Below are 20,597 nucleotides of genomic sequence, written 5' to 3'. Positions count from 1 at the left end.
TGAAATGGCGCGAGACCAAGAAGGAGCTCTCTTCTTGTTTTTGATTATAGGGGCGCGAGGAATTCCGTTCTATTGGACGATTTCTACTTCTCTTGCCTTCTGTCTACGACTTCCTTGGACGCCGGCCGGACGTCAAATCAACGCGGCTTTCTGGAGAATTCCCGATATTCTTGAGGCGTTCGCTCCGTCATTTTCTTGAATAGCCTCGTAAAATACGCCGCCGACTCGAAGCCGACCTTGATCGCGACGTCTTGCGCCTTCTCGTTCGTCTCTTCCAACAGACGCTTCGCTTCAGCCAGCCTGGCTTCCGTAATCGTCTCGGAAAGCCCGTTCCCGGTAAGCTGCTTGTATAATCTCGACAGGTACGCCGGATTCAAGGCGACGACTTCTCCGATCCGGGTTAGCGACAAGTCGCCCCCAAGATTATCGGCGACGTATTGGTGGATGGTAGCCACGACGCTGCGGCCATGCTGACGATTCATCCCTTCCTGCCGGACGAAGACGGAGTCGGCTAGTTCCGCGAGGCGCAGAATCTCCTCTTCCCAGCTTTCGCGCGTATGTGCCTTCAGCAGCTTGTCCGGGTCAATTCTCTCCGACAGCTCCTTGAGCGCGCCTTCGGCCGAAGCGAACGCCAGGAACGTCGCGAGCAGTTGGCAGCTGGCGACAAGGCGCAGCTCAGGCTCCGAGCCGATCGTCTCGTGCCGGAGCCATTCGGTCAGCTTCGCTTGAAATTCCGTTTGCTGCCCGTTCTCCAAGCACGCTTCCAACTGCACCGCTTGCTTTCGGATCCACTTGGTCGCGGAATCCCGGCTTGCGCTCTCCGCGGCCTCGGGCTCCGGCTGGTCGTCCGTCAGCAGCAACTGCTGCCCCATGGCAAAGCTTCTGCGAAGCGAACGGTTTAATCCTTCGAAACGTTCCGCAATGAAAGACCAAGGGACGAGCTCGCTTGCAGAAGCGAAGCTCAGCTTTAATCTCAGCAGCTCGCCGCACGTCGTCTGAATTTTCTCCGCCATGCCCCGGACATATAGCGCGAGGCTGGAGCCTTCCCTCTCTTGATCGTCCGGAGTTTGGATCAGCCACGCGATCCGGTTCTTGTCGTAGGCGAAAGACAGGGTGCGAGCGGCCGGAGACAAGTATTCTTCCGCGATATTCTGAATCGCGTATAGCAGCAGCGTCTGATCGGAAGCGTTGCGATCCGCCCATTCGTCCACTTTGCCGACGAGAAGCAGCACGGGAGCCGCGGTCGAGAACGGCATATCGAGCTCGTCCAGCCTCTCCTGCAGTCTCATCGTCGGATGGAGATCGCCGCGGAACAAATCAAGCAGAAACTCCTTCTGAAGCAGCGGCAGCGCGGATTGAATCTGGGCCTGGGCCTTCTCGAGCTGGGTGCCCATCTCGAATTCCCGCTCCAGCTCGGCCAGCGCTTTGCGCACCGCGGCCAAGATCGCCGCATCCCCTTCGGTCTTCAGAATGTAATCGACCGCGCGATGATGAATCGCTTCCTTCGCGTAATTGAAATCGTTATGTCCGGTTAAGAAGACGATTTTGCAGCGCGGCCAGCGCTGCAGGATTCGGCGCTGCAGCTCCAGACCGTCCATGCCCGGCATGCAGATGTCCGTCAACACGATATCCATCGCCGTTCTCTCCAACCAGCTTAGCGCTTCGGCGGCAGAACTGGCCTTATACACTTCCGACTCCGGCAATTCGGCCTCCTTGATCATGCCGGCCAGACCGTTCACGATGAACGGTTCGTCATCGACGATCAGTATCCTTCGTATGGTCATCGTTATTCCTCCTTCCGTTCTCCGCGATCCGCGGGCACAACCATCTCGACCTTTAAGCCGCCGAACGCGCTTCGCGAGACGCTAAGGCCGCAATCCTCGCCGAATCGCAGCGATAATCTTCTATGCACGTTCAGCAGTCCCGTTTTCTCCGTCTGATCCTCGCGCTTGCTCTCAAGCCTATATCGAAGGTCTGACAAGCATTCGTCGCTCAGCTCGTCTCCGTTATCCTCCACGGAGAGCGCGAGCGCCCCGTCCTGAAGCCTCTTTGCAGTTAGTGCGACGATCCCGCCAGACACCTTCGACTTCAACCCATGCTGATAGGCGTTCTCCACAAGCGGCTGCAGAATGAGGCGCGGGATTCGAACGCCGTCCGGTTCGACTTCCGGAAGCTCCGATACCCGGGCTTCGATCCGATTGTGCGATCGCATCTGCTGGATTTCCAAGTAAGCGAGCGTGTGGTTCCACTCTTCCTCTACGGTCGCCTCGTCAGAGGAATTACGGGTAATATATTGGAAATATTCCCCTAGATATTTCGTAGCCTTGGTTACGTTATCCACGTCGTGCGCTTCGGCCATACGATGGACCATGAAGTACGTGTTGTACAAGAAATGCGGATTGATCTGGGATTGCAGCTGTTTCAGCTCCGATTGCTGGGCCATGATTCGCGACTCGTACACTTCCTGGATCGAGTGTTTCAGCTTGCCGACCATGACGTTAAATTGCCCGTACAGGTATTGAAATTCGTCGTAATTCCGGTGCACGATCGTCAAACTCAAGTCCCCATTCTCCACTTTGCGGAACGCCCGCACCATTTTTCTCAGCGGAAAATGAATTAACCGGAAGATCCAGTAGGAGAATGCGACGACGACGGCCAGCGAAATTCCGGACAGAATCCAGAACCAGGTACGATATTTATCGAGCGGCCCTAACACCTGCTCTTCCGGCATATAGAGAACCAAGTCCATGTTCAGGAGCTGGGAACGCTCGAACGCCACGTAATAATTCCGATTATGAATTTCAATTTTCCCTTGTCCGGACTTCAATTCCTGAGGCTGTTGCTTGACGAACTGCCGAGCGATAGCCTGTACGGGTTCTTCCGCGCCGCTCCTCAGCACCCACTCCTGCTCCTCGTTAAAGAGCAGAGAGCCCTCGCGGTCCCCGTTGACGATCTGGCTGAGGTAGCTTTTCAGTCTCGGTTGATCCATTTCCGATTGCAAAATGTAAGCCGGAGATTTATCCGAATACGAGGGATCGGGGTTAATGGAGTTGAGCAAGAGTTTGCCCTTCCAGTAGACGACGGGGGACACCTGGCTCCGATTCAGCTGCTGGAGCTCGCGGACTTCCTCCTCTGTCATGGCTAATTCGTAGTTCGTGGAGAGAAGCGTTTTGCCGATCAAGGGAATATAAGCTTTCGCTTCGGCGATGTAGAGACTGGAATTTTTCATAACGAGCAGTTTGTTTTGCACTCGCTTCTCCATCAGCATCACGTCGTAATAAGAAAGAATGGGGGAGATCATACTGAGCTTGGTGACGTCGTCGTCGACAATGTACTGCTTGTGAAGCCGGATGAGCCGCTCCATCTCCGCTTCGAGCGATCCCAAGTGATAATGGATACGCGACTCCATGGAAGCGAGAATTTCCTGGCGGACGCTATCCGCGCCCATCCGGTTCATCTGCAGGCTCACGAAAAATAGGGGCACGATGGCGACCAGGAACGTTAAGAGCAGTTTCGGGAAAATGGTCATTTTGCGCATGAGGCTTGGAAACCGCATCTGGACACCACATCCTGTTCGAAGAGCATGAGAAGCGTATCCTTAACATTTCGGTAAGCGGGACGGGGTTTCCTACGGAATCGGCTCGAACTTCTCTTGCTTATTCTTTACTTTTCTTGACTTTGAATGACGAAATAAATTGAATTAATGACGAGGAAGCCCATTTCATTCCTCAAGGGATGGTTTAGTCACAAAAAACAGGCAGATCACCGGCCCTTCCCGCGCCTGGTGCCCTGCCTGGATTTATTGTCATTCTATTTGTTCCGCCTTGCGTACCCGCTTCATCGTCCCGGCATCGTTTCCTATTCTTCGACTAACCGATAATGCGGCAAGCGAGACAGAGGCGCATCTGCCTCCAGCGCGCAAGGTCCCTGCACCCTGCTTCCATCGTCTCCCAGCCACTCGCCTGCAGGAAAACGGATGACGCGACGACGCGCCCCTTCCTCCACGACCGGCGCCACGAGCAAACGGTCGCCGACCATGAACTGATCCGTAACATCCTCCAGCCCGCAGTCGGGAAATACGTAAGCCATATGCCGCATAATCGGCTCTCCGGTAGTCGAAGCGTGCTGCGCCAGCGCGAGGAACGTGTCACCAAGCTCCGCATGCAGCTTCGCCGCCTCGACGCAGTATGCGAGATGCTCCCGATCCAGTACGCGCCAAGGCGCCGTCGAGAACTGCATCATCGGAAACAGCGCCGAGCATTGCGCGTAACGGACGAACAGCTCTTGATCAATGCGGAACGACGGATTGTTCTCAACGTCTCCGATCTGCCCTCCGCCAATCATATCCGGGCAAATATAAGCATAACCCGCCAGCCCTTGCGCAAGCCCGTTCGGGATCAGCGAAGCAAGCCCGTTCAGATCCCAGCTGTGCTGGCGGTCCCGCAGACGCTGGACAAGCGGCTGTCCGCCCATTTTCCAGCAGGCTCGATACTCGTTAAACGCATACCGCCGGCCGACTGCCGCCCAAGCCTCGCAATGGCCGTTCGGATGCATCGGAACCGCGCTCCGGTCGGACGCTCGGTAGTATTCGGGATCGCCTGCGTCCAGCTTGAATCCGTCGATGCCGTAATCGTCCATTAGACGCTGCAATTCCTCCTGGTACCAAGCGACCGCATCCGGGTTCGTGCAGTCGAGCACGGCGCTGTAGCCGTTCCACCACCTACGAATGGCGGTCTCTCCCCGCTCGTCGCGCAGAAGATATCCTTTGCTCTCGAGCATCCGGAAATTGGCGGCATTATCCGGGCTGACGAACGGGCAAGTCCACAGCATGACCTGGAAGCCAAGCTCGTGCAGCCTGTCTGTCATCGCCTTAGGATCGGGAAACCGGTCGGATCGGAAACGCCATACCCCATAGTCCTCCATCCAGTTGTCGTCAATCATGATGACTCCCGGCGGCAATCCGTTCGCCAACACCGCCTCGGCATAGCGCAGCGTCTTCTCCTGCGTCGGCTCGTACTGCAGCTCAATCCACAGGTTATACTGCGGCACCGAGAAAAAACGCGCGTCCGGCAGCGTACCGGTTGCCGGGAAATGCTCATGCGACGCCGAAAGGAATGCTTGGCGTAGATTCCCGACCTCCCCGCGCAATACCGGCTCCCCCGAGTTGCTTACAACCGTCAGCAAGCCGTCCTCGAACCGGTACCGAATCGGAGCGTCAGCCCATACGTACCGGCCCTTGCTTGAGACGAGCAGCGGCGCCGCCTGATTCCCGCGAATGCCTGCGGCAAGGTCAATCTCAATCGTCTCTCGTCCAAACGGCATTTGATCTCCGTAAGTAATGTCTCCCCCCCACCAGACTTCGTTATCCATCAGACGAATGCTCAGCTTCCGATTTTCCATGCTCATCTTTCCCCTCTGCCCTGTTCTTTGCCTTGATCATAGAGTACAATCGAGGCACGAGTCTACGGGCAACCTTGCGGGATTTTTACGCGATCTTGCTCATTATCTCCAAGGGGCGACGAAAGCATGACGGACAGCGGAAATAATCAATATTTGGCCATGCTTGGCGATACGTATCCGTTTAATCTGTTCCAACCCGAGTGTGTCGGATCGACCATTTTCCCGCCGCATTGGCATAACGATTGTCTGGAATTGATCTACGTGAGGCAAGGACAAGTGGAGCTGCATATCGGGGGACGCTCGTTCATCGGGCAGGCCGGCGACCTTGTTCTAATCGGAGAAGGGGTCATTCACAGCGGGTATGTTGTCGATACACCGCCGGACTATTACACAATTTTGCTCGATCGCAGCCGGTTGGCCAGCTCGGACTTCATGAATGTGGCCTCCCGCTCCATGCTGACGGGCAAGCTGCGGCTCCCCGTTCTTCTGCAGACTGGAGACGACGGTTACACGAACTGTATAACCATCATTCGTTCCATCATCGAAGAGTATGTCGCCCGCAGCGCCGGCTTCGAACTAGCGATCAAGTCCTATCTTCATGTGCTGTTATTGGTTCTGGCCCGCGAATACGGGGAGAGCGCAGACGGAGAGGACGTTCGAGGCGAGGCTGCCAAACGCAGAATGGAACGGCTGAAGGATGCCATCTCCTATATCGAAGCCCGATACAGCGATAAGCTGACCGTTGGCGAAGCGGCGCGTGCGGCAGGGATGAGCCCGTACCACTTTTGCCGAGTGTTTAAGCATGCCGTAGGACGCACGTTCACGGAGTATATTCACCTTTACCGCATCGGCAAGGCGGAGGTCCTCATTCGCGACACAGATTTGCCTATTACCCGGATCGCGGAGCAAACCGGTTTCGGAACGATTCAATACTTGGACGAGCTGTTTAAGCGTTATCGCGGCTGCACGCCGATGCAGCTTCGGCGCAGCCCCGCTCCGTCCTCCGCCGATCCGAATAACAAGAAAATGTAAAAACCCACCCGTGGCTAACGCCGCAGGTGGGTTCTGGTAGTCATTAGGAACTTGAAGGGAAACCCCATTCAAGCCGATTGTAGACCGGGTGTTACCAGCACTTCGGTCTGCCTAATTGCGATTTTAACATATGCGATGCCGCTTTAACAAGTACCTCTTCAGCAGATGGGCTAAATTTCGTTATTTTTTGACAACCGCCGCCCACTGCCATTTCTATTCTCCTCGGAGGCAAACAGCTCCCTCTCCTACCGTCACCTGTCACGACTCAACTGGTTCATTGGATCGGGTTATATTCGCCGTTGAACTGAAACACGTAGTCGTTGTCGATTCGAACATAACCGAGGATACAGTGCCGCCGATCTCTGTTAAAAACGCTAGAATAGTTCTGATTGTCTCTGTTGCCCTCAGCCACTTCAATTTCCCCTTCATTGCAGCCTAGAACAATTCCAATATGGTCATGCGAATCATCGGAAAGCAGTTTTTCATAAATCACGATATCCCCGCGCTCCGGAACAAATCCATTCTGTCCGTCAAAATAGAGAAATCCGGTTTCGGGCAGCTGAGCCCACTCTAACCAAGCTCCTACACCGGCAAACCGACATCTGCCGTTCGGGTAGCGAATCGGAAGTTGAAATCCGGCTCGGCGGCAGCAGTGATATACAAATGCGGCGCACCACTCATTCTGTAATTCCTTGTATACGCCAGTATCGGGCCAATACCCGCAGATTTCCCGGTACCGCGGATCTCCCGGAGCTCCAACGATGTGTGACCCAGCTAACGCTTCCGCGATGTCGGCTAAATCACTCCGTCTATTCGTCGTGTCCTGATGATTGTCGGTGTTGCCAAGGCCATGCCCTTCTACCGATAAATCGTTTGGAATCGCCAACTCATAAAGCGCCTTTCGAAGTCTATCCGCACCCTGAGACGGAATGCTGCACCCCGTATTTTGAAAATAAAAGTGCAGTAAGCAGGCATCTTTTACAATTTCTTCATACGGCCCGTAAATCCTGCTTCTGTCTCGGCAATAGAAAATAGCTCTCAAGACGGCGATTTGCTCTTCCTTGTCAAAGAGATTCAAGTCCCTTAATAGCGGCCTCACAGCTTCGGAACTGTTAGGGCCCGGGAAATCCCTTATGCCTGTCTTATAAAAGTAATAGTTGTAAAGCAGTCCCGCGATCGCCGCCAACTCCTGGCTTAACCTTCGTCTCCTCGCGAGCATCGCAGCAAAAGCAGACACCCCAAACAGGTGAGCACAGGCTTCTTGTTTCCGGGTCTCGCATGGAATGGACATAATCATGTCATGGACCATAAAGCGAACGCTATCGAGCCTCGTATTCATTTTATCACCGTTCAATCCTTCCCCTCCTATCCGTGTTTAGAGTCGCAATACGTTTATGTGCTCGTCGTTACAGATTTCACCGTTTTCGCGAAAACCAAAGCTTTCATAAAGCTTTTTGGCGGGGAGATTATCGGCGTTATACGGGATCCAACAATATTTAGCGGGTCCTGCCGGAAAGGTGCGGACAAACTCAAGAATTTTCGTCATGGCTTCCCTGCCGTAGCCTCGATTCTGATAGTGTTGGTCAATCATTAACCGCAGGATGCAGTAGCTGTCTTCCGCAATTGTCGGGAGCTCGTACCCTGTAATTTTATAAGTCAGCATTACAAAACCGACCGGCTGTTCATCCGCATAAATGGCAAACGGAAACGGATGTCCCCCATTGGTTGCCAGGACATGACACGAAGCCACGCTCGACAGATTGGACGCCACATAGCGGCGTTGTTCCTCTGAAACCTCCAGATTAAATATGGCCCGCCGGTTCTCGAGCGTAATTTTTCTGAGCGTAATCATGTCGGGCTTCTCCTCCCATAAGTTGTTATGCGCCGCGGTCGCTTCTATAACATACAAGCTATACCCAAAAAGAAATAGACTTATGTTCAATTTTTTAATAAACTAGTATGTATCCATGGCATTTTTAGGGTACTCCTTTTGGGAGGTTCTTATAGACGAGAACATCGAATAGACCGCATCCCTTGTACGGGAGCAGTCTATTTCTGCTTTATGGACAGTATCGCAACCCCAGCTCAAGAACCCCCCATTTCCGAGAGGATGGAACTGAGAAACTTTTGCTGCTCTAGCAACACGTCGTGACGCTGTTGGCATGCTGATTGTACACGGTCAGAGCTTTAGTTTCTTTGTAAAGAATTTAAGGGCTTTATCGGAGCAGCTTCTGGATAATTCCGCTATCAACCGATTTTTCGCATCTTCAATGGTCGCATAATTAGGACTTGTATGCATCGAGCTCAGCCATAATTCCGATGGCTGGTAACACATACTGCTCCAGCCTGAATCTTCATCGTTCTGATTTACTGCTCCGGTAATCACTACGTCACCGTAATTCTGAAGTTCGACTAGCGATTTTTCGTACTCTTTTTTATTCTCTTTATTATTTAGATCGGTCAATTTTCGCAAATTCCGCGAATCAATATTTCCGTGCTCGCACAAAACTTTATAGATATGATATGCAGTTCTTGAAATCAGACCGTCCTTATATCGTTCCTCAACGGTTTTGTCGGATGATAGGATGGACCTGATTATGGGAAAAAATTCGATATGAATAAAACAGGCCTTATCCCTAAAAAATTTCCCATATGCTGCAACGCCATCCTGAACTATCCGAATCCGCCATAGCCATGGATCCGTAACGGTCCCTGTATGCCAATCGTTATTGACTGACGCCGCTGTCAACGATGGATATTCCGGCACAAACTCCGAGAAGGGAAGAATCTTATATTTTTCTACCAATTGAACGAATTCTTCATAAGTTAAAGCATCCATTAAAAATCCCCCTTATTCCCCTTCTTCCCCTGTCGCAATCGGATTCTCCGGATAGCTGATCCAATCCGACCAAGACCCCGCATAAAGCTTCACCTTGCCGAAGCCCGCCTCCTGCAATGCCAGCACGTTCGGCGTAGCCGTGACCCCGGAGCCGCAGTAGACGACGATCTCGTCGTCTGCGGACAAGCCCGCGCCCGAGAACCGCTCAAGCTGCTCATTGGCGTTCTTCCAGCTGCCGTCGGCATGGCGGCCTTCCGCCCAGAACATATTCCGCGCGCCGGGAATGTGTCCGGCCACCAGATCGATCGGCTCGACTTCGCCACGGTAGCGAGGAGCCTCGCGGGAGTCGATCAGAACATAGCGCCCTGTATCGAGGGATTCGCGAACCTCGTCGGCCTCGACCAGCATGCTGTGCTGCACCGTTGCGACAAACTGCGCAGGGACGATGATCTTCTGCTCGGCCGACACCGGGCATCCCGCCGTTTTCCAGGCCGAGAACCCGCCGTCCATCACGAAGACGTTCTCGTGGCCCAAGTATTTCAACAGCCACCAGAGCCGGGAGGCCATCGCTCCGCCCTGATCGTCGTAAGCTACGACGCGCGTTTCGTTGCTAATACCCGCCTTACCGAACCGGGCGGCCAACTCGGCCGCATCCGGCAGCGGATGTCGGCCCCCATGCTCGTCGAGCGGTCCGGACAAATCCTTCTCCAAGTCCAGGTAGATCGCGCCGGGAATATGCGACTCCTCGTATGCGTTTCTACCGGCTTCCGGCTGTCCCAGTTGGAACCGGCAATCGACGACGACCACATCCGGCTCGTACAAACGCGCCAGCACCCATCTTACGGACACGATATTTTTCATTTTAACGACCGCCTTTCATCTTTTCATTTTTTCGTCTTGCAGCATTTCATCCTTCAATATTTCATTTCTCTATGCGGTCATTAAGCTTTGCCGGCAGCAATCGGCGCTGCGCCGCGAGCCCGATCCAACGCTTTGGCGGACAGCAGCGCCCAGACGATAACCGCAAGCATCAGAACGGCAAAAACGGCGAACAGCCAGCGGGTGGCTTCCATGCCGTTCTCATCCAGGAACCAGCCCGTCAGCTTCGGCATCAGCGCCCCGCCGATTCCCCCGAACGCCATTAGCAAGCTTGTCGTGCGCTCGGTCATCCCCGGCACGGCCCGGTTGGCAAAGACGAGCGCGATCGCGAACATTCCCGACATTGCCAATCCGGCAAGGCATGTCAGCGCAATCGTCGCCCAGGTGCTGCTGAAGCCGCCTAGAAGCGCGAAGACCAACGCCGCGGCTAAGCAGGTCACTAGCATATACGCGCCGCCGCCCCAACGATCAGCCGCTTGCCCCGATACGATTCTTCCCACCGTCATCGCTCCCCAGAACAGGCCAAGCGACAGCGAGGCCGACGATTCCGACAGCCCGTTTTGATTCACCAGCAGCGAAGGAAGATAGTGTACGAAGCTCATCTCCAAACCGACGTAGAGAGCGAAAAACAGAGAACAAGCCGCCAGGACGACAAACGTAAATCCACGGTGCGGCGTACTCTGCCGACGGGCTTGCGAAGGGACCGCTCCTTCCAAAGGACGATCCAGAATTTTCGGCCAGAAGAAAAACCACGTCACCAGCGCAATCGCGGCCAAGCCGCCGACAAGAGCAAACGCCGACTCCCAGTACCCGCTAGATATAAACGCCGCTCCCGCGAACGGCATTAGCAGCGCGCCGACGCCGAAGAAAATTTCCACCCGGCTCATCGCCACGTTCGCATTGCCCATCGCCGCGCCGATAATGAACGAACCGACGAGCGCCTCCGTCGTTCCGAAGCCAAAGCCGGCGAATGGAGCCGCTGCCAGCATCACGCCCCATGAAGGTTGAAACGCATATATAATTTCAGCGACGGTCATGACCCCAAGCGCGCCAAGCAGCAGCAGCTTCTTGCCGATCCGTCCCATCAGCCACGGAGCAAGCGTAATCCCGACCAATCCGCCTAGAAATTGATTCATAACGAGTTGCCCGCCGTCGCCATACTTGATTCCGTACGCCGCGACCATCGGCTCCATGACAGTGCCCACGACCAGTTGTCCAATCCCCACGACCAAGTATGCGATACATCCTAATAAGACAAGTCTGCCCACGATTCCTAATCTCCTTTTATCCATTCAACTCCCCTATCATACCACGTTCTTTCCTTCAGGAGGTTGTTCAAAAAGCCCGCATTTGCGCACGAGGCATCGCGGGAAGCATACCCGGCACCGGAACATGGGTTCACCAGGTTCTTCCGGTCTTCTTCCCCCTATTAGCCGCTTTTCCCGTGCATTCGTCAAACCCCCAACAAAAGTCCACTTTTCCAAATAATACGCCCCGTGCGGCAATCCGATTTTTACTATAATTAAAGCAATGGGGAGGGAACGCGGATGAAAATATTGATTGTGGACGACGAACCTAGACACCGCAGAGGCATGAAAAATATGATCCTGTCCCTTCGGTCGTCCGACTGCGTCATCGACGCCAGCGACGGTCAAGCCGCGCTTGCGCTGATTCGGGAGGAGCGGCCCGATGTCGTGCTGACCGATATTCGAATGCCCAACCTGGACGGCTTGGAGCTGCTGGGCCTGCTGGAGCATGAAGCATTCAAACCCAAAGTGGTGATGGTGTCGGCCTACGACCTGTTCGAATATGCGCAAGCCGCCATGCGGCACGGCGCTTACGATTATTTATTGAAACCGATCGATAGGGATAAAGTAGCCGAGCTGCTAAGACGAGTGCAAGCTGCGCTGCAAGAAGAGACGCTTCCACATTCCGAATCGGAGACGCTTAAGCTGCAGCTGCGCGCGGCTGCTTCCGCCTACCGGAAGCGGTTACTTCTGTCGTGGATTAGCGGCGGCGACGTGAAGGAGGCGGAACGGCAGGAGCTGACCGAGCTGGAATGGCTGCACGGAAGCGGCGCCGTCATCTATTCCGAGCTTCAGCCTCATGCCGACTCCGGGCTGGACTATGATGCCTCAGCGCTGATGGCCGATATGGAGCGAGTCTGGGCGCAATATGGAGCGGCCTGCACGCTGCCGCTTGACTCGCCTTCCGGCGTCTCCGGCCAATGGATATCCCTCGTGCGACTGGAGCCGCAGACGCTGGAGGCTAGCTGGGAGAGGCTGCGGACCGATATGCTGTCGTTAAACGAAGCTTGGAGCCTGACGGGGAGGCTCTGGCACTGCGCGGGCGAAGCGCCGCGATCGTTATGGGAGGAAGGAGAGCGCGCCTGCCGTCAAGCCCGCGCCGCAAGCGTGTATCACTTCTATGAGCGGCATAAGGGAGCTTTGACGGCGGAGGACGCGACTTCCGTGCCGAGTCCAAGCGCTCCGATCGACAGCGAGGCGCTGTTCGAAGCGCTGCAAGACAGGTCGGCGGGCACGGCCGTCGATCTATGCGCTCGCAGCTTCGAACGGTTTGCCGCCGCTGGACGGACAGCGCCCTCCTCCCTCAAGGAGCAGGCCGCTTTGCTGCTGATGAAGATCAAGAGCCGCAACCGCGAGCATGTCGATCGCCAGGTGGGCAGCGCACTTATGCAGGCGGCCGTCACCGGCGTATCCGCATGCCGCACATTCGGGGAGCTGCTGACGCTGATGGAAAGCAGGCTGCGGGAGCTTCATCAGGCGCTGCATGCCGGCAAAGAGGCGGGTGACAAGGAAATAGCCGCGGAATGCGTCAAATGGATAGCCGACAACCGGCAGAAGCCGATTACGTTGGAGCAGACGGCCGAGCATTTCTTCTTTAACCCGTCGTATTTCAGCACCTGGATCAAAAACCACACAGGCAAAACGTTCACGGAGCATCTGCTGGAAGCGAGAATGGAACGGGCTGCCCAGCTGCTGGCCGATAATCGGCTCAAAATTTACGAGATTGCCGCCGAATCCGGCTATACGGACACGAAATATTTCTGTCGCGTCTTCAAGAAGCATTTCGGACTGTCGCCCGAACGTCACAGACAGATGTCGCTGCTGCAGCAAAGAGGCGGTCTCTCATGAAAATCACTTTCCGAATCCGGCTGCTGGTCAGCTACGTCTTCCTCATTGTTGTTCCGCTCGTGACGGCCGGGATGATCTACTATACGAAAAGCTTGGAAGTAGTCACCGGCCAGGCCCAGCAGAACGTGCAAAGCATCGTCGTCAAAAACAACGAAATTATCGACACCAAGCTGGGCATCGTGGACCGCAACAGCCAGGCTTTGTTTGTGGATAAGGAGCTATTTGAAATCTTCAATACGTTGAATCCGAACGATCAGGCCGAGCTGCTAGCCGCCGACAGAGTCGTCAACCGGGCTCTCAGATCCTATTTCTCGCAAATCGAAGACGTCTACGCCTACCAGCTCTGGACGTCTTATTTTACGTTCGGCCAGACGCTGCCGCAGGGAGATCCGCAGCAGTCGGCGGTTTATCGCGCCGCGCAGCAGGCGGACGGACGAATGGTCTGGTATCCCACCTATGATTTCGCCGATATGTTCGATCAGTCGTATCTGGAGGAAGGACGTCTCGATTTCCGCTATCTATACTCGGCGACCCGCGTACTCGATTTCTCCTATCTGGATAACTCGACGCTGGAAAGATTGGACGAGCGGGTCGAGCGCCCGGTGCTCGCCGTCAGCTTCAAAGCCGATTCCCTGACCAGGCTGTTCGAGCAGAGCATTCCCGACAATTCGCGCTATTTAATCCTCGATTCGTTCAATACGGTAGTGGGGAGCAGCGAGCCGGAGCGAATCAGTCAGCGCTACGACGGGGATTGGGTACAGGAGCTGCAAGAGCAAGACAGCGGAACCCGGCGCATGAAGCTGGACGGAGAAGCGGTCATTGTCTGCTTCGACCGTTCCAAAGTAACAGGGTGGCTGTCGATCGTCATTACGCCGGAAGCGTCGCTCGTCGGCGAGCTGGCTCCCGTTATACGCACCTCCACCGTGCTGCTGTCCCTGGCGATGGTTGCGGTCGCTCTGGCATTCGCTTATTTTATTTCGGGCAAAATTACGAATCCGATCAAGCGGCTGCTCGGCGCTATGCGTTCGGTTGGAGACGGAGACTTCCATACGCAGCTTGACGTGCGCACGAACGATGAATTCGGCCTGCTCATTCAGCGCTTTAACCGGATGAACGACCGTATACGGCTGCTGGTCACGGAAAACTACGAGAGTCGGCTGAAGGAGCAGGAAGCGGAGATTCGCGCCTTAAACATGCAGATGAATCCGCATTTTCTGTTCAATACCTTAAACATTATGAACTGGACCGCCATCGAGAACGGGCAGAAAGAGCTGAGCCGGATGCTCGTATGTCTCTCCCATATGCTGCAATACACGACGCGCAAGGAATGGGGCTCCGTTCGGCTGACCGACGAGTTGGAATGGATGAAGAGCTATTTCTACATTATGTCGGTACGATTCGAGGATAAGTTCGCCGTTCATTACGATATCGATCCCGAGCTCTATGATTGCAAAATGCCGCGTCTGCTGTTCCAGCCCTTCGTGGAAAACGCGATTCTGCACGGATTCGCGATGACGGAGACGGGCGGAGTCATCACCATTCGCGGGCGCATGACGGAGGAGGCCTGTCGCTTCGAGATCGAGGACAACGGCAGGGGCATGAGCCCTGAGGCGGTGCACAACATTTTCCACAAGGAGATGGCCTCGATCGGCATTCGCAATACGATCTCGCGCATACGCCTTGCTTTCGGCGAGCCTTACGGCGTCGACATCCAGTCCGATCTTGGCAAAGGGACGCGGATCGGGATCACTCTCCCGCGATAATGCGATGAGCCAATGATAGTCCACCAATACAAAGATAATGGGAATATGTAAGCGCTGCAAAATCTCCTATACTGGGTTCAACATAGACTGCAGCTATGTAAAAGAATGAGCCTAGAACATTCGAGAGGGGTTATCGTATGATACGTGGCAAACATACTATCGCTTGGCTGCTGGCACTGGTGCTGCTGGCGACTGTCGCCTTAACCGGCTGCTCCAAGCCGTCGTCTTCCAACCAGCCTCAGAGCGAAGCAAGTCAGACCAACAGCGGAGGAACCGGCGAAGGAACCGGCGGCAAGCCCGAGTCGATCAAGCTTCGAATGACAGTGTGGGGAGCTCCGGACGAACTGGCCGCATACAAAGTGGCGATCAAGCGTTTCGAAGAAAAGTTCCCGCATATCAAGGTCGATTTGCAGCATATCGCAGCGGATTACGATACGAAGCTGACGACGATGGTCGCAGGCAACGACGTGCCCGACATCGCCATGATGGAATCCGGCTCGATCGCATTCCCGTTGGCCGAGCAAGGAAAATTTTATAATTTGCAAGAATTCCTGGACAAGGACGCTACCATCAACTTCGACAGTCTGGTTCCGAACCTCCTCTACTCGCTGGAGCCGGGACACGTGATCGGCATCGCGCCCGGTCCGGAAACGTTCGGCCTGTTCTACAACGAAGACATCTTCAAGGAAGCAGGCATCGCGCCTCCTCCGTCGAAAGCTTCGGAAGCCTGGACCTGGCAGCAATTCGTAGAAACGGCCAAGCTGCTAACGATCGACTCCAAGGGCCGGAACGCGAACGATCCGAACTTCGATCCCAAGAACATTAAACAATACGGCATTAACTTCCCGACCTGGTGGGGAGGCTTCAGCAACTTTATCTATTCCAACGACGGCGACTTCGTGTCTGCGGACGGAACAACCTTTGCGTTGAACCAACCGGAAGCCGTCGAAGTGTTCCAAAATATTGCCGATCTGATGAACGTGCACCATGTTGCGCCGTCGCCGGTTCAGTCGAAAAATATCCCGGCAACAAACGTAGCGCTGCAGACGAAGAAGGTCGCGATGGCGATCGACGGGCAATGGGCGTCCACCGCACTTGCGCAGTCCAACTTCAACTACAATGTCGGCGTGCTGCCGATTATGAAGAAGCCGATGACAACGGTCGTATGCGGCATGTTCTCCATGTTCAAATCGACGAAGTACCCGCAGGAATCTTGGGAGCTGATCAAGTACTTGATCGACCCTGAATCTTCTATTGATATGATTACCGCGGGAACCTGGATGCCGGCCTACAAGAGCTGGTATACGGAAAGCGATCTGCTCTCCAGATGGACGGACAATCTGGCTTCCCGTCCGTCGGGCTACCGCGACGCGATCGTGGAAGTGATGCTGAACAGCAGCCATCAGACGCCGACCGGCTATGTCAAAAACTTCAGCAAGCTAATGGATATCGTCTCGCCGGCGCTCGATAAAGTGTGGCTCGGCCAGCAATCGGCGCAAGAGGCGATGAACGCGATCGCAGCCAAAGCTCAGGAGCAGGTCCAGGGACGGCGCGACATCTAAGTAAATATGGCATACAGCAAGGGGCAGATGGGTTTGTCCCATAAGTAGAGTCAGTTGCTCTGAGCGCTGATCGATGATAAAGGTGCAAGGTGTATGTACCTCCCTCCGATGCTATACGCTCCTGAAATTTGAATAGGTAAACCCGTTACAATGTGATTTCAGGAGCGTATGAGGCAGTCTCCGGGAGGTACATACACCTTTTTTTATATATCGATCATCACAAGCAACTTTACTTAGGGACATCCCCTCTCTCCCCTAATGCCAGCCTGTAACGGGAGGTACTCATGAAAAAAGGGCTATTTTACGGCTTGCTGTTTACGTCCCCCGCGATATTGGGATTTCTGTTGTTTACGCTCGGCCCTATGATTGCCAGCCTGGTGCTCAGCTTAACCGACTACAACGTATTCAAGGAACAAGTCGCATTTACCGGCTTCGACAACTATATCCGCCTGTTCAGCGGAGAAGACGATCTGTTCTACAAGTCGCTAGGCGCGACTTTTTATTTCGTGGCGCTGCGCGTGCCGGCCGTCATTATTATCTCGTTCGCCATCGCGCTTCTATTGAATATGAAGGTCAGAGCCCGCGCGCTGTTCCGCACCATCATTTATTTGCCCAGCATCGTGCCGGCCGTCGCGTCGGCGATGATCTGGATGTGGCTGCTCAATCCCGATCTCGGCTTGATCAACTCGGTTCTGTCGTCGCTGCACCTGCCGACCAGCTCCTGGCTGTACGGGGAAGGCAGCGTTATCCCGTCCGTCGTGCTGACGACGCTGTGGGGCATCGGCGGTACCGTTATTATTTTCTTGGCCGGACTGTCCGGCATACCTCAGCAATACTACGAAGCGATTGAAGTCGACGGCGGCGGCTGGTACAGCAAGCTGCGCCATATTACGATTCCGATGGTCACGCCAACGATCTTTTTCAACACCATTATGACGATTATCGGCTCCTTTCAGGTATTTAACGAAGCCTACATTCTGACCGAGGGCGGTCCTAACAATAAGAGCTTATTCTATGTGTTCTACCTGTGGCGCACCGGCTTCCGCGATACGGAAATGGGATATGCGTCGGCGCTGGCCTGGGTGCTGTTCGTCATCATCCTTTTCTTCACCTTTATCGTATTCAGAAGCTCCAAATCCTGGGTGTATTACGAAGGAGGCGGCCGCTCATGAAAACTTCCCGACTTACGCTTGCCGGAGGATATATCGGGCTGATCTTTGTTTCCATCCTGTTTATTACGCCATTTGTCTGGTTGATAAGAAGCTCGCTAATGAATCTGTCGCAGATTTTCACGATGCCGCCGGAATGGATTCCGAATCCGATTCAGTGGGGCAATTTTCGCAAGGCGCTGACGATTCTGCCCTTCGATACGTTCTTCGTGAACACGGCCATCATCGTCGCGGGCGTTCTGCTCGGCACGGTAGTGACCAGCACGATCGCGGCGTTCGGGTTTTCGCGGATTCAATGGAAGGGACGCGACGTCATCTTCGGCATTCTCATGTCGAGCATGATGCTCCCCGCCGCCGTTACGCTGATCCCCAGCTTCCTGGGCTGGCAGATGCTCGGCTTCTACGACACGTATTATCCGCTGATCGCGCCTGCCTACTTCGGAGGAGGTATCTTCAACATCTTCTTGCTGCGGCAGTTCTATTGGACGATTCCGCGCGACTTCGACGAAGCTGCGGTCGTCGACGGGGCCAGCTATTTCGGCATCTACTTCAAGATCATTTTGCCGCTTAGCCGCTCCGCCGTCATCGTCGTTGCCCTGTTCAGCTTCCTCGGAACGTGGAACGATTTTATGGGGCCTCTCATTTATTTGAAAAGCGATCATCTGTTCACGCTGGCGCTAGGCCTGCAAATGTTCCAAGGCACTTACACCGCGCAGTGGGACCTGCTGATGGCCGCGTCCGCCGCCGTCGTGCTGCCCTGCGTCATCGTATTCCTCGCGGGACAACGCTACTTCCTTGACGGCATTACATTGACTGGTCTGAAAGGATAGCGCGAGACCTGAGCCGATAGAAACAACGAACGAAAAACGGGAGTGTGGAGAAAAATCATGCCGAATACCGAAGCCCCGCTGAAAAGATGGAAAAGCATACCGTTTACGAAGGTGCGCATGGAAGACGGCTTCTGGCGGCAGCGTCTCGAAACCGTGCGCAGCGTCACGCTTCCGGCTTGCCTCGAGCAATGCGAGACGACCGGCCGGATCGCCAATTTCCATAAAGCCGGAGGGCGCGCCGATGGCGCGTTCGAAGGCATATATTTTAACGATTCCGACGTATATAAGGTTCTGGAGGGAGCCGCGTATTCGCTGATGCTTAAACGCGACTCCGCTCTGGAAGAAGAAATAGACCGTATCATCGAGGCGATTGCCTCCGCTCAGGAGCCGGACGGCTACCTGTGCACGTATTTTACGCTGCAAGCGCCGGACGGCAAGTGGACCGATATGGAAAAGCACGAAATGTACAACGGCGGACACTTGATCGAAGCGGCTGTCGCGTACTATGAAGCGACCGGCAAGCCGCTGATTTTGGAGGTCGCCCGCAGGCTGGCCGACCACTACGACGCGACGTTCGGTCCCGGCAAACGCCATTGGGTGGAAGGCCACGAGGAAATCGAGCTGGCATTGGTCAAGCTCTACCGGATCACCGAAGAAGAACGATACTGGAAGCTGGCTCTGTGGCTGCTTGAGGAACGCGGACACGGACACGGCGTCGGACGAATCTGGGATATCCCGGAGTGGGGCCCTCCCTACTGTCAGGACGACGTTCCGGTTCGGGACATCGAGAAGGTGACCGGACACGCCGTCCGCGCGATGTACCTGTATACGGCGATGGCCGACGTTGTTCACGCCTCCGGAGACCCTGCCTATACGGCGGCTCTGCACCGCGTCTGGGCGCACACGGTGGAGCGAAATATGTACATTACTGGCGGTATAGGCCCTTCGCGGCATAATGAAGGCTTTACTGAGGATTACGATCTGCCCAATGAGACGGCTTATTGCGAGACTTGCGCGGCGATCGCGATGGCGTTCTGGAACCACCGGATGAATCTGCTGTTCGGCGACGGCGCTTATGCCGATATCGTCGAACGCGAAATGTATAACGGAGCGCTGGCGGGCATTTCCCTGTCCGGCAACCGCTTCTTCTACGAGAATCCGTTGGCCTCGCAAGGCGGCCACCACCGTGTCGAATGGTACGAAACCTCCTGTTGTCCGACGAACCTTGTCCGCTTCCTGCCTTCCATCGGCCAATATGTATACGCCGCTACGGAGAACGGTATATCCGTCAATCAGTATGTCAGCAGCGAAGCGGAACTGGAGCTGGATCTGAGCGGCAAAGGCGGGGGTGGAAACGTTCGGCTAACGCAAACGACTCGTTATCCGTGGGACGGCAGCATCGCTCTCGATATACAGCCGTTGTCGGGTAGCGCCGCCTTCACGCTCCGGCTCCGCGTGCCGGGCTGGTGCAAAAGCTATCGTGCATCCCTTAACGGACAGGCACTTGACGAAGCTCGGCTTGTGCTCGACAATGGTTATCTAGTGATCGAACGAGCCTGGTCCGCCGGGGATCGCGTCGTGCTGGAGCTGGATATGCCTGTGGAGAAGGTGCGCGCTCGCGACGAGGTCGAAGCCAACCGAGGCCGGGTTGCGCTGCAGCGCGGACCGTTGGTCTACTGCGCCGAGCAGGCAGACAATTCCGGCCTGCAGTATGACGCTTTCTCGATCGCGGCTGATGCTGTCTTTGCAACGACGCATCGCCCGGAGCTGCTCGGAGGCGTTACGATTCTGTCCGGCCGCGCCGCAGACGGAACGCCCTGCCGCCTGATTCCTTATTATGCCTGGGATAACCGGGATGCGGGCTACATGCAGGTATGGATTCGCGAGGCGACGGATCGACGGCTATATCGAGCTTGACGCGTTGTACGCAGTGCGTAGCATGCGCGACCGGCTCGTTTGAATGAGCAT

Annotated in this window: 15 protein-coding genes; 7 read left to right on the top strand and 8 right to left on the bottom strand. The window is 55.1% G+C overall.

What is annotated here, in order from left to right; all coding sequences use genetic code 11:
- Positions 1-137 precede the first annotated feature (137 nt).
- From J4772_RS01125 to J4772_RS01115, 3 genes are all read right to left on the bottom strand, one after another.
- Positions 138-1,784: a response regulator transcription factor gene (locus tag J4772_RS01125; RefSeq protein ID WP_209073810.1), complete on the bottom strand. Its 1,647-nt coding sequence runs from the start codon at positions 1,782-1,784 to the stop codon at positions 138-140.
- A 2-nt stretch (positions 1,785-1,786) separates the two neighbouring features.
- Complete coding sequence (locus J4772_RS01120) at positions 1,787-3,556, bottom strand: sensor histidine kinase (RefSeq protein ID WP_209073809.1); 1,770 nt, start codon at positions 3,554-3,556, stop codon at positions 1,787-1,789.
- A 302-nt stretch (positions 3,557-3,858) separates the two neighbouring features.
- Entirely contained in the window at positions 3,859-5,400 is a 1,542-nt protein-coding gene (locus tag J4772_RS01115) for a glycoside hydrolase family 31 protein (protein ID WP_209073808.1), read from the bottom strand.
- A gap of 126 nt (positions 5,401-5,526) precedes the next feature.
- Between J4772_RS01115 and J4772_RS01110 the strand changes: the two genes are divergently transcribed.
- A complete protein-coding gene (locus tag J4772_RS01110; RefSeq protein ID WP_209073807.1) occupies positions 5,527-6,432 on the top strand; it encodes a helix-turn-helix domain-containing protein in 906 nt (301 codons plus the stop codon).
- A gap of 274 nt (positions 6,433-6,706) precedes the next feature.
- On the opposite strand, the gene J4772_RS01105 is transcribed toward J4772_RS01110, so the two are convergent.
- From J4772_RS01105 to J4772_RS01085, 5 genes are all read right to left on the bottom strand, one after another.
- Positions 6,707-7,786 carry a CHAP domain-containing protein gene (locus J4772_RS01105; RefSeq protein WP_247740968.1) on the bottom strand — a complete coding sequence of 360 codons (1,080 nt, stop codon included), beginning with the start codon at positions 7,784-7,786 and terminating at the stop codon, positions 6,707-6,709.
- Positions 7,787-7,807: 21 nt separating this feature from the next.
- Positions 7,808-8,284: a GNAT family N-acetyltransferase gene (locus J4772_RS01100; RefSeq protein ID WP_209073806.1), complete on the bottom strand. Its 477-nt coding sequence runs from the start codon at positions 8,282-8,284 to the stop codon at positions 7,808-7,810.
- Between the two features lie 327 nt (positions 8,285-8,611).
- Positions 8,612-9,271, bottom strand: coding sequence for an AlkZ-related protein (locus J4772_RS01095; RefSeq protein WP_209073805.1), 660 nt, complete (start codon positions 9,269-9,271; stop codon positions 8,612-8,614).
- Positions 9,272-9,283: 12 nt separating this feature from the next.
- A complete protein-coding gene (locus tag J4772_RS01090; RefSeq protein ID WP_209073804.1) occupies positions 9,284-10,132 on the bottom strand; it encodes a sulfurtransferase in 849 nt (282 codons plus the stop codon).
- A gap of 80 nt (positions 10,133-10,212) precedes the next feature.
- Positions 10,213-11,418 carry an MFS transporter gene (locus J4772_RS01085; protein ID WP_247740967.1) on the bottom strand — a complete coding sequence of 402 codons (1,206 nt, stop codon included), beginning with the start codon at positions 11,416-11,418 and terminating at the stop codon, positions 10,213-10,215.
- Positions 11,419-11,697: 279 nt separating this feature from the next.
- Here J4772_RS01085 and J4772_RS01080 point away from each other — a divergent pair, with 279 nt between their 5' ends.
- The 6 genes from J4772_RS01080 to J4772_RS01055 all read left to right on the top strand — a co-directional run bounded on the left by J4772_RS01080 (position 11,698) and on the right by J4772_RS01055 (position 20,546).
- Entirely contained in the window at positions 11,698-13,305 is a 1,608-nt protein-coding gene (locus J4772_RS01080) for a response regulator transcription factor (RefSeq protein ID WP_209073803.1), read from the top strand.
- Entirely contained in the window at positions 13,302-15,068 is a 1,767-nt protein-coding gene (locus J4772_RS01075; protein WP_209073802.1) for a sensor histidine kinase, read from the top strand. The genes J4772_RS01080 and J4772_RS01075 overlap by 4 nt, the downstream gene beginning before the upstream one ends.
- Positions 15,069-15,205: 137 nt before the next feature.
- Positions 15,206-16,630 (top strand): ABC transporter substrate-binding protein, encoded by a 1,425-nt coding sequence (locus J4772_RS01070; protein WP_209073801.1) that lies wholly within the window; start codon positions 15,206-15,208, stop codon positions 16,628-16,630.
- 284 nt (positions 16,631-16,914) lie between these two features.
- A complete protein-coding gene (locus J4772_RS01065; RefSeq protein ID WP_116062416.1) occupies positions 16,915-17,802 on the top strand; it encodes a carbohydrate ABC transporter permease in 888 nt (295 codons plus the stop codon).
- Complete coding sequence (locus J4772_RS01060) at positions 17,799-18,629, top strand: carbohydrate ABC transporter permease (protein ID WP_116062417.1); 831 nt, start codon at positions 17,799-17,801, stop codon at positions 18,627-18,629. Before J4772_RS01065 ends, J4772_RS01060 begins: the two co-directional genes overlap by 4 nt.
- A 57-nt stretch (positions 18,630-18,686) precedes the next feature.
- Positions 18,687-20,546: a glycoside hydrolase family 127 protein gene (locus J4772_RS01055; RefSeq protein WP_209073800.1), complete on the top strand. Its 1,860-nt coding sequence runs from the start codon at positions 18,687-18,689 to the stop codon at positions 20,544-20,546.
- The last annotated feature ends 51 nt before the right edge of the window (positions 20,547-20,597 follow it).

It is taken from the genome of Cohnella sp. LGH (assembly GCF_017671885.1).
Lineage (GTDB): Bacteria > Bacillota > Bacilli > Paenibacillales > Paenibacillaceae > Cohnella > Cohnella phaseoli.
Note: the sequence above shows the minus strand (reverse complement) of the source record. Positions and strands in the feature narration are given on the sequence as shown.

Coding starts and splice junctions, on each gene's coding strand:
- J4772_RS01110 (WP_209073807.1), top strand. CDS start 5,527: ATGACGGACAGCGGAAATAATCAATATTTGGCCATGCTTGGCGATACG.
- J4772_RS01075 (WP_209073802.1), top strand. CDS start 13,302: ATGAAAATCACTTTCCGAATCCGGCTGCTGGTCAGCTACGTCTTCCTC.
- J4772_RS01120 (WP_209073809.1), bottom strand. CDS start 3,556: ATGCGGTTTCCAAGCCTCATGCGCAAAATGACCATTTTCCCGAAACTG.
- J4772_RS01070 (WP_209073801.1), top strand. CDS start 15,206: ATGATACGTGGCAAACATACTATCGCTTGGCTGCTGGCACTGGTGCTG.
- J4772_RS01055 (WP_209073800.1), top strand. CDS start 18,687: ATGCCGAATACCGAAGCCCCGCTGAAAAGATGGAAAAGCATACCGTTT.
- J4772_RS01095 (WP_209073805.1), bottom strand. CDS start 9,271: ATGGATGCTTTAACTTATGAAGAATTCGTTCAATTGGTAGAAAAATAT.
- J4772_RS01080 (WP_209073803.1), top strand. CDS start 11,698: ATGAAAATATTGATTGTGGACGACGAACCTAGACACCGCAGAGGCATG.
- J4772_RS01115 (WP_209073808.1), bottom strand. CDS start 5,400: ATGGAAAATCGGAAGCTGAGCATTCGTCTGATGGATAACGAAGTCTGG.
- J4772_RS01065 (WP_116062416.1), top strand. CDS start 16,915: ATGAAAAAAGGGCTATTTTACGGCTTGCTGTTTACGTCCCCCGCGATA.
- J4772_RS01060 (WP_116062417.1), top strand. CDS start 17,799: ATGAAAACTTCCCGACTTACGCTTGCCGGAGGATATATCGGGCTGATC.
- J4772_RS01090 (WP_209073804.1), bottom strand. CDS start 10,132: ATGAAAAATATCGTGTCCGTAAGATGGGTGCTGGCGCGTTTGTACGAG.
- J4772_RS01125 (WP_209073810.1), bottom strand. CDS start 1,784: ATGACCATACGAAGGATACTGATCGTCGATGACGAACCGTTCATCGTG.
- J4772_RS01100 (WP_209073806.1), bottom strand. CDS start 8,284: ATGATTACGCTCAGAAAAATTACGCTCGAGAACCGGCGGGCCATATTT.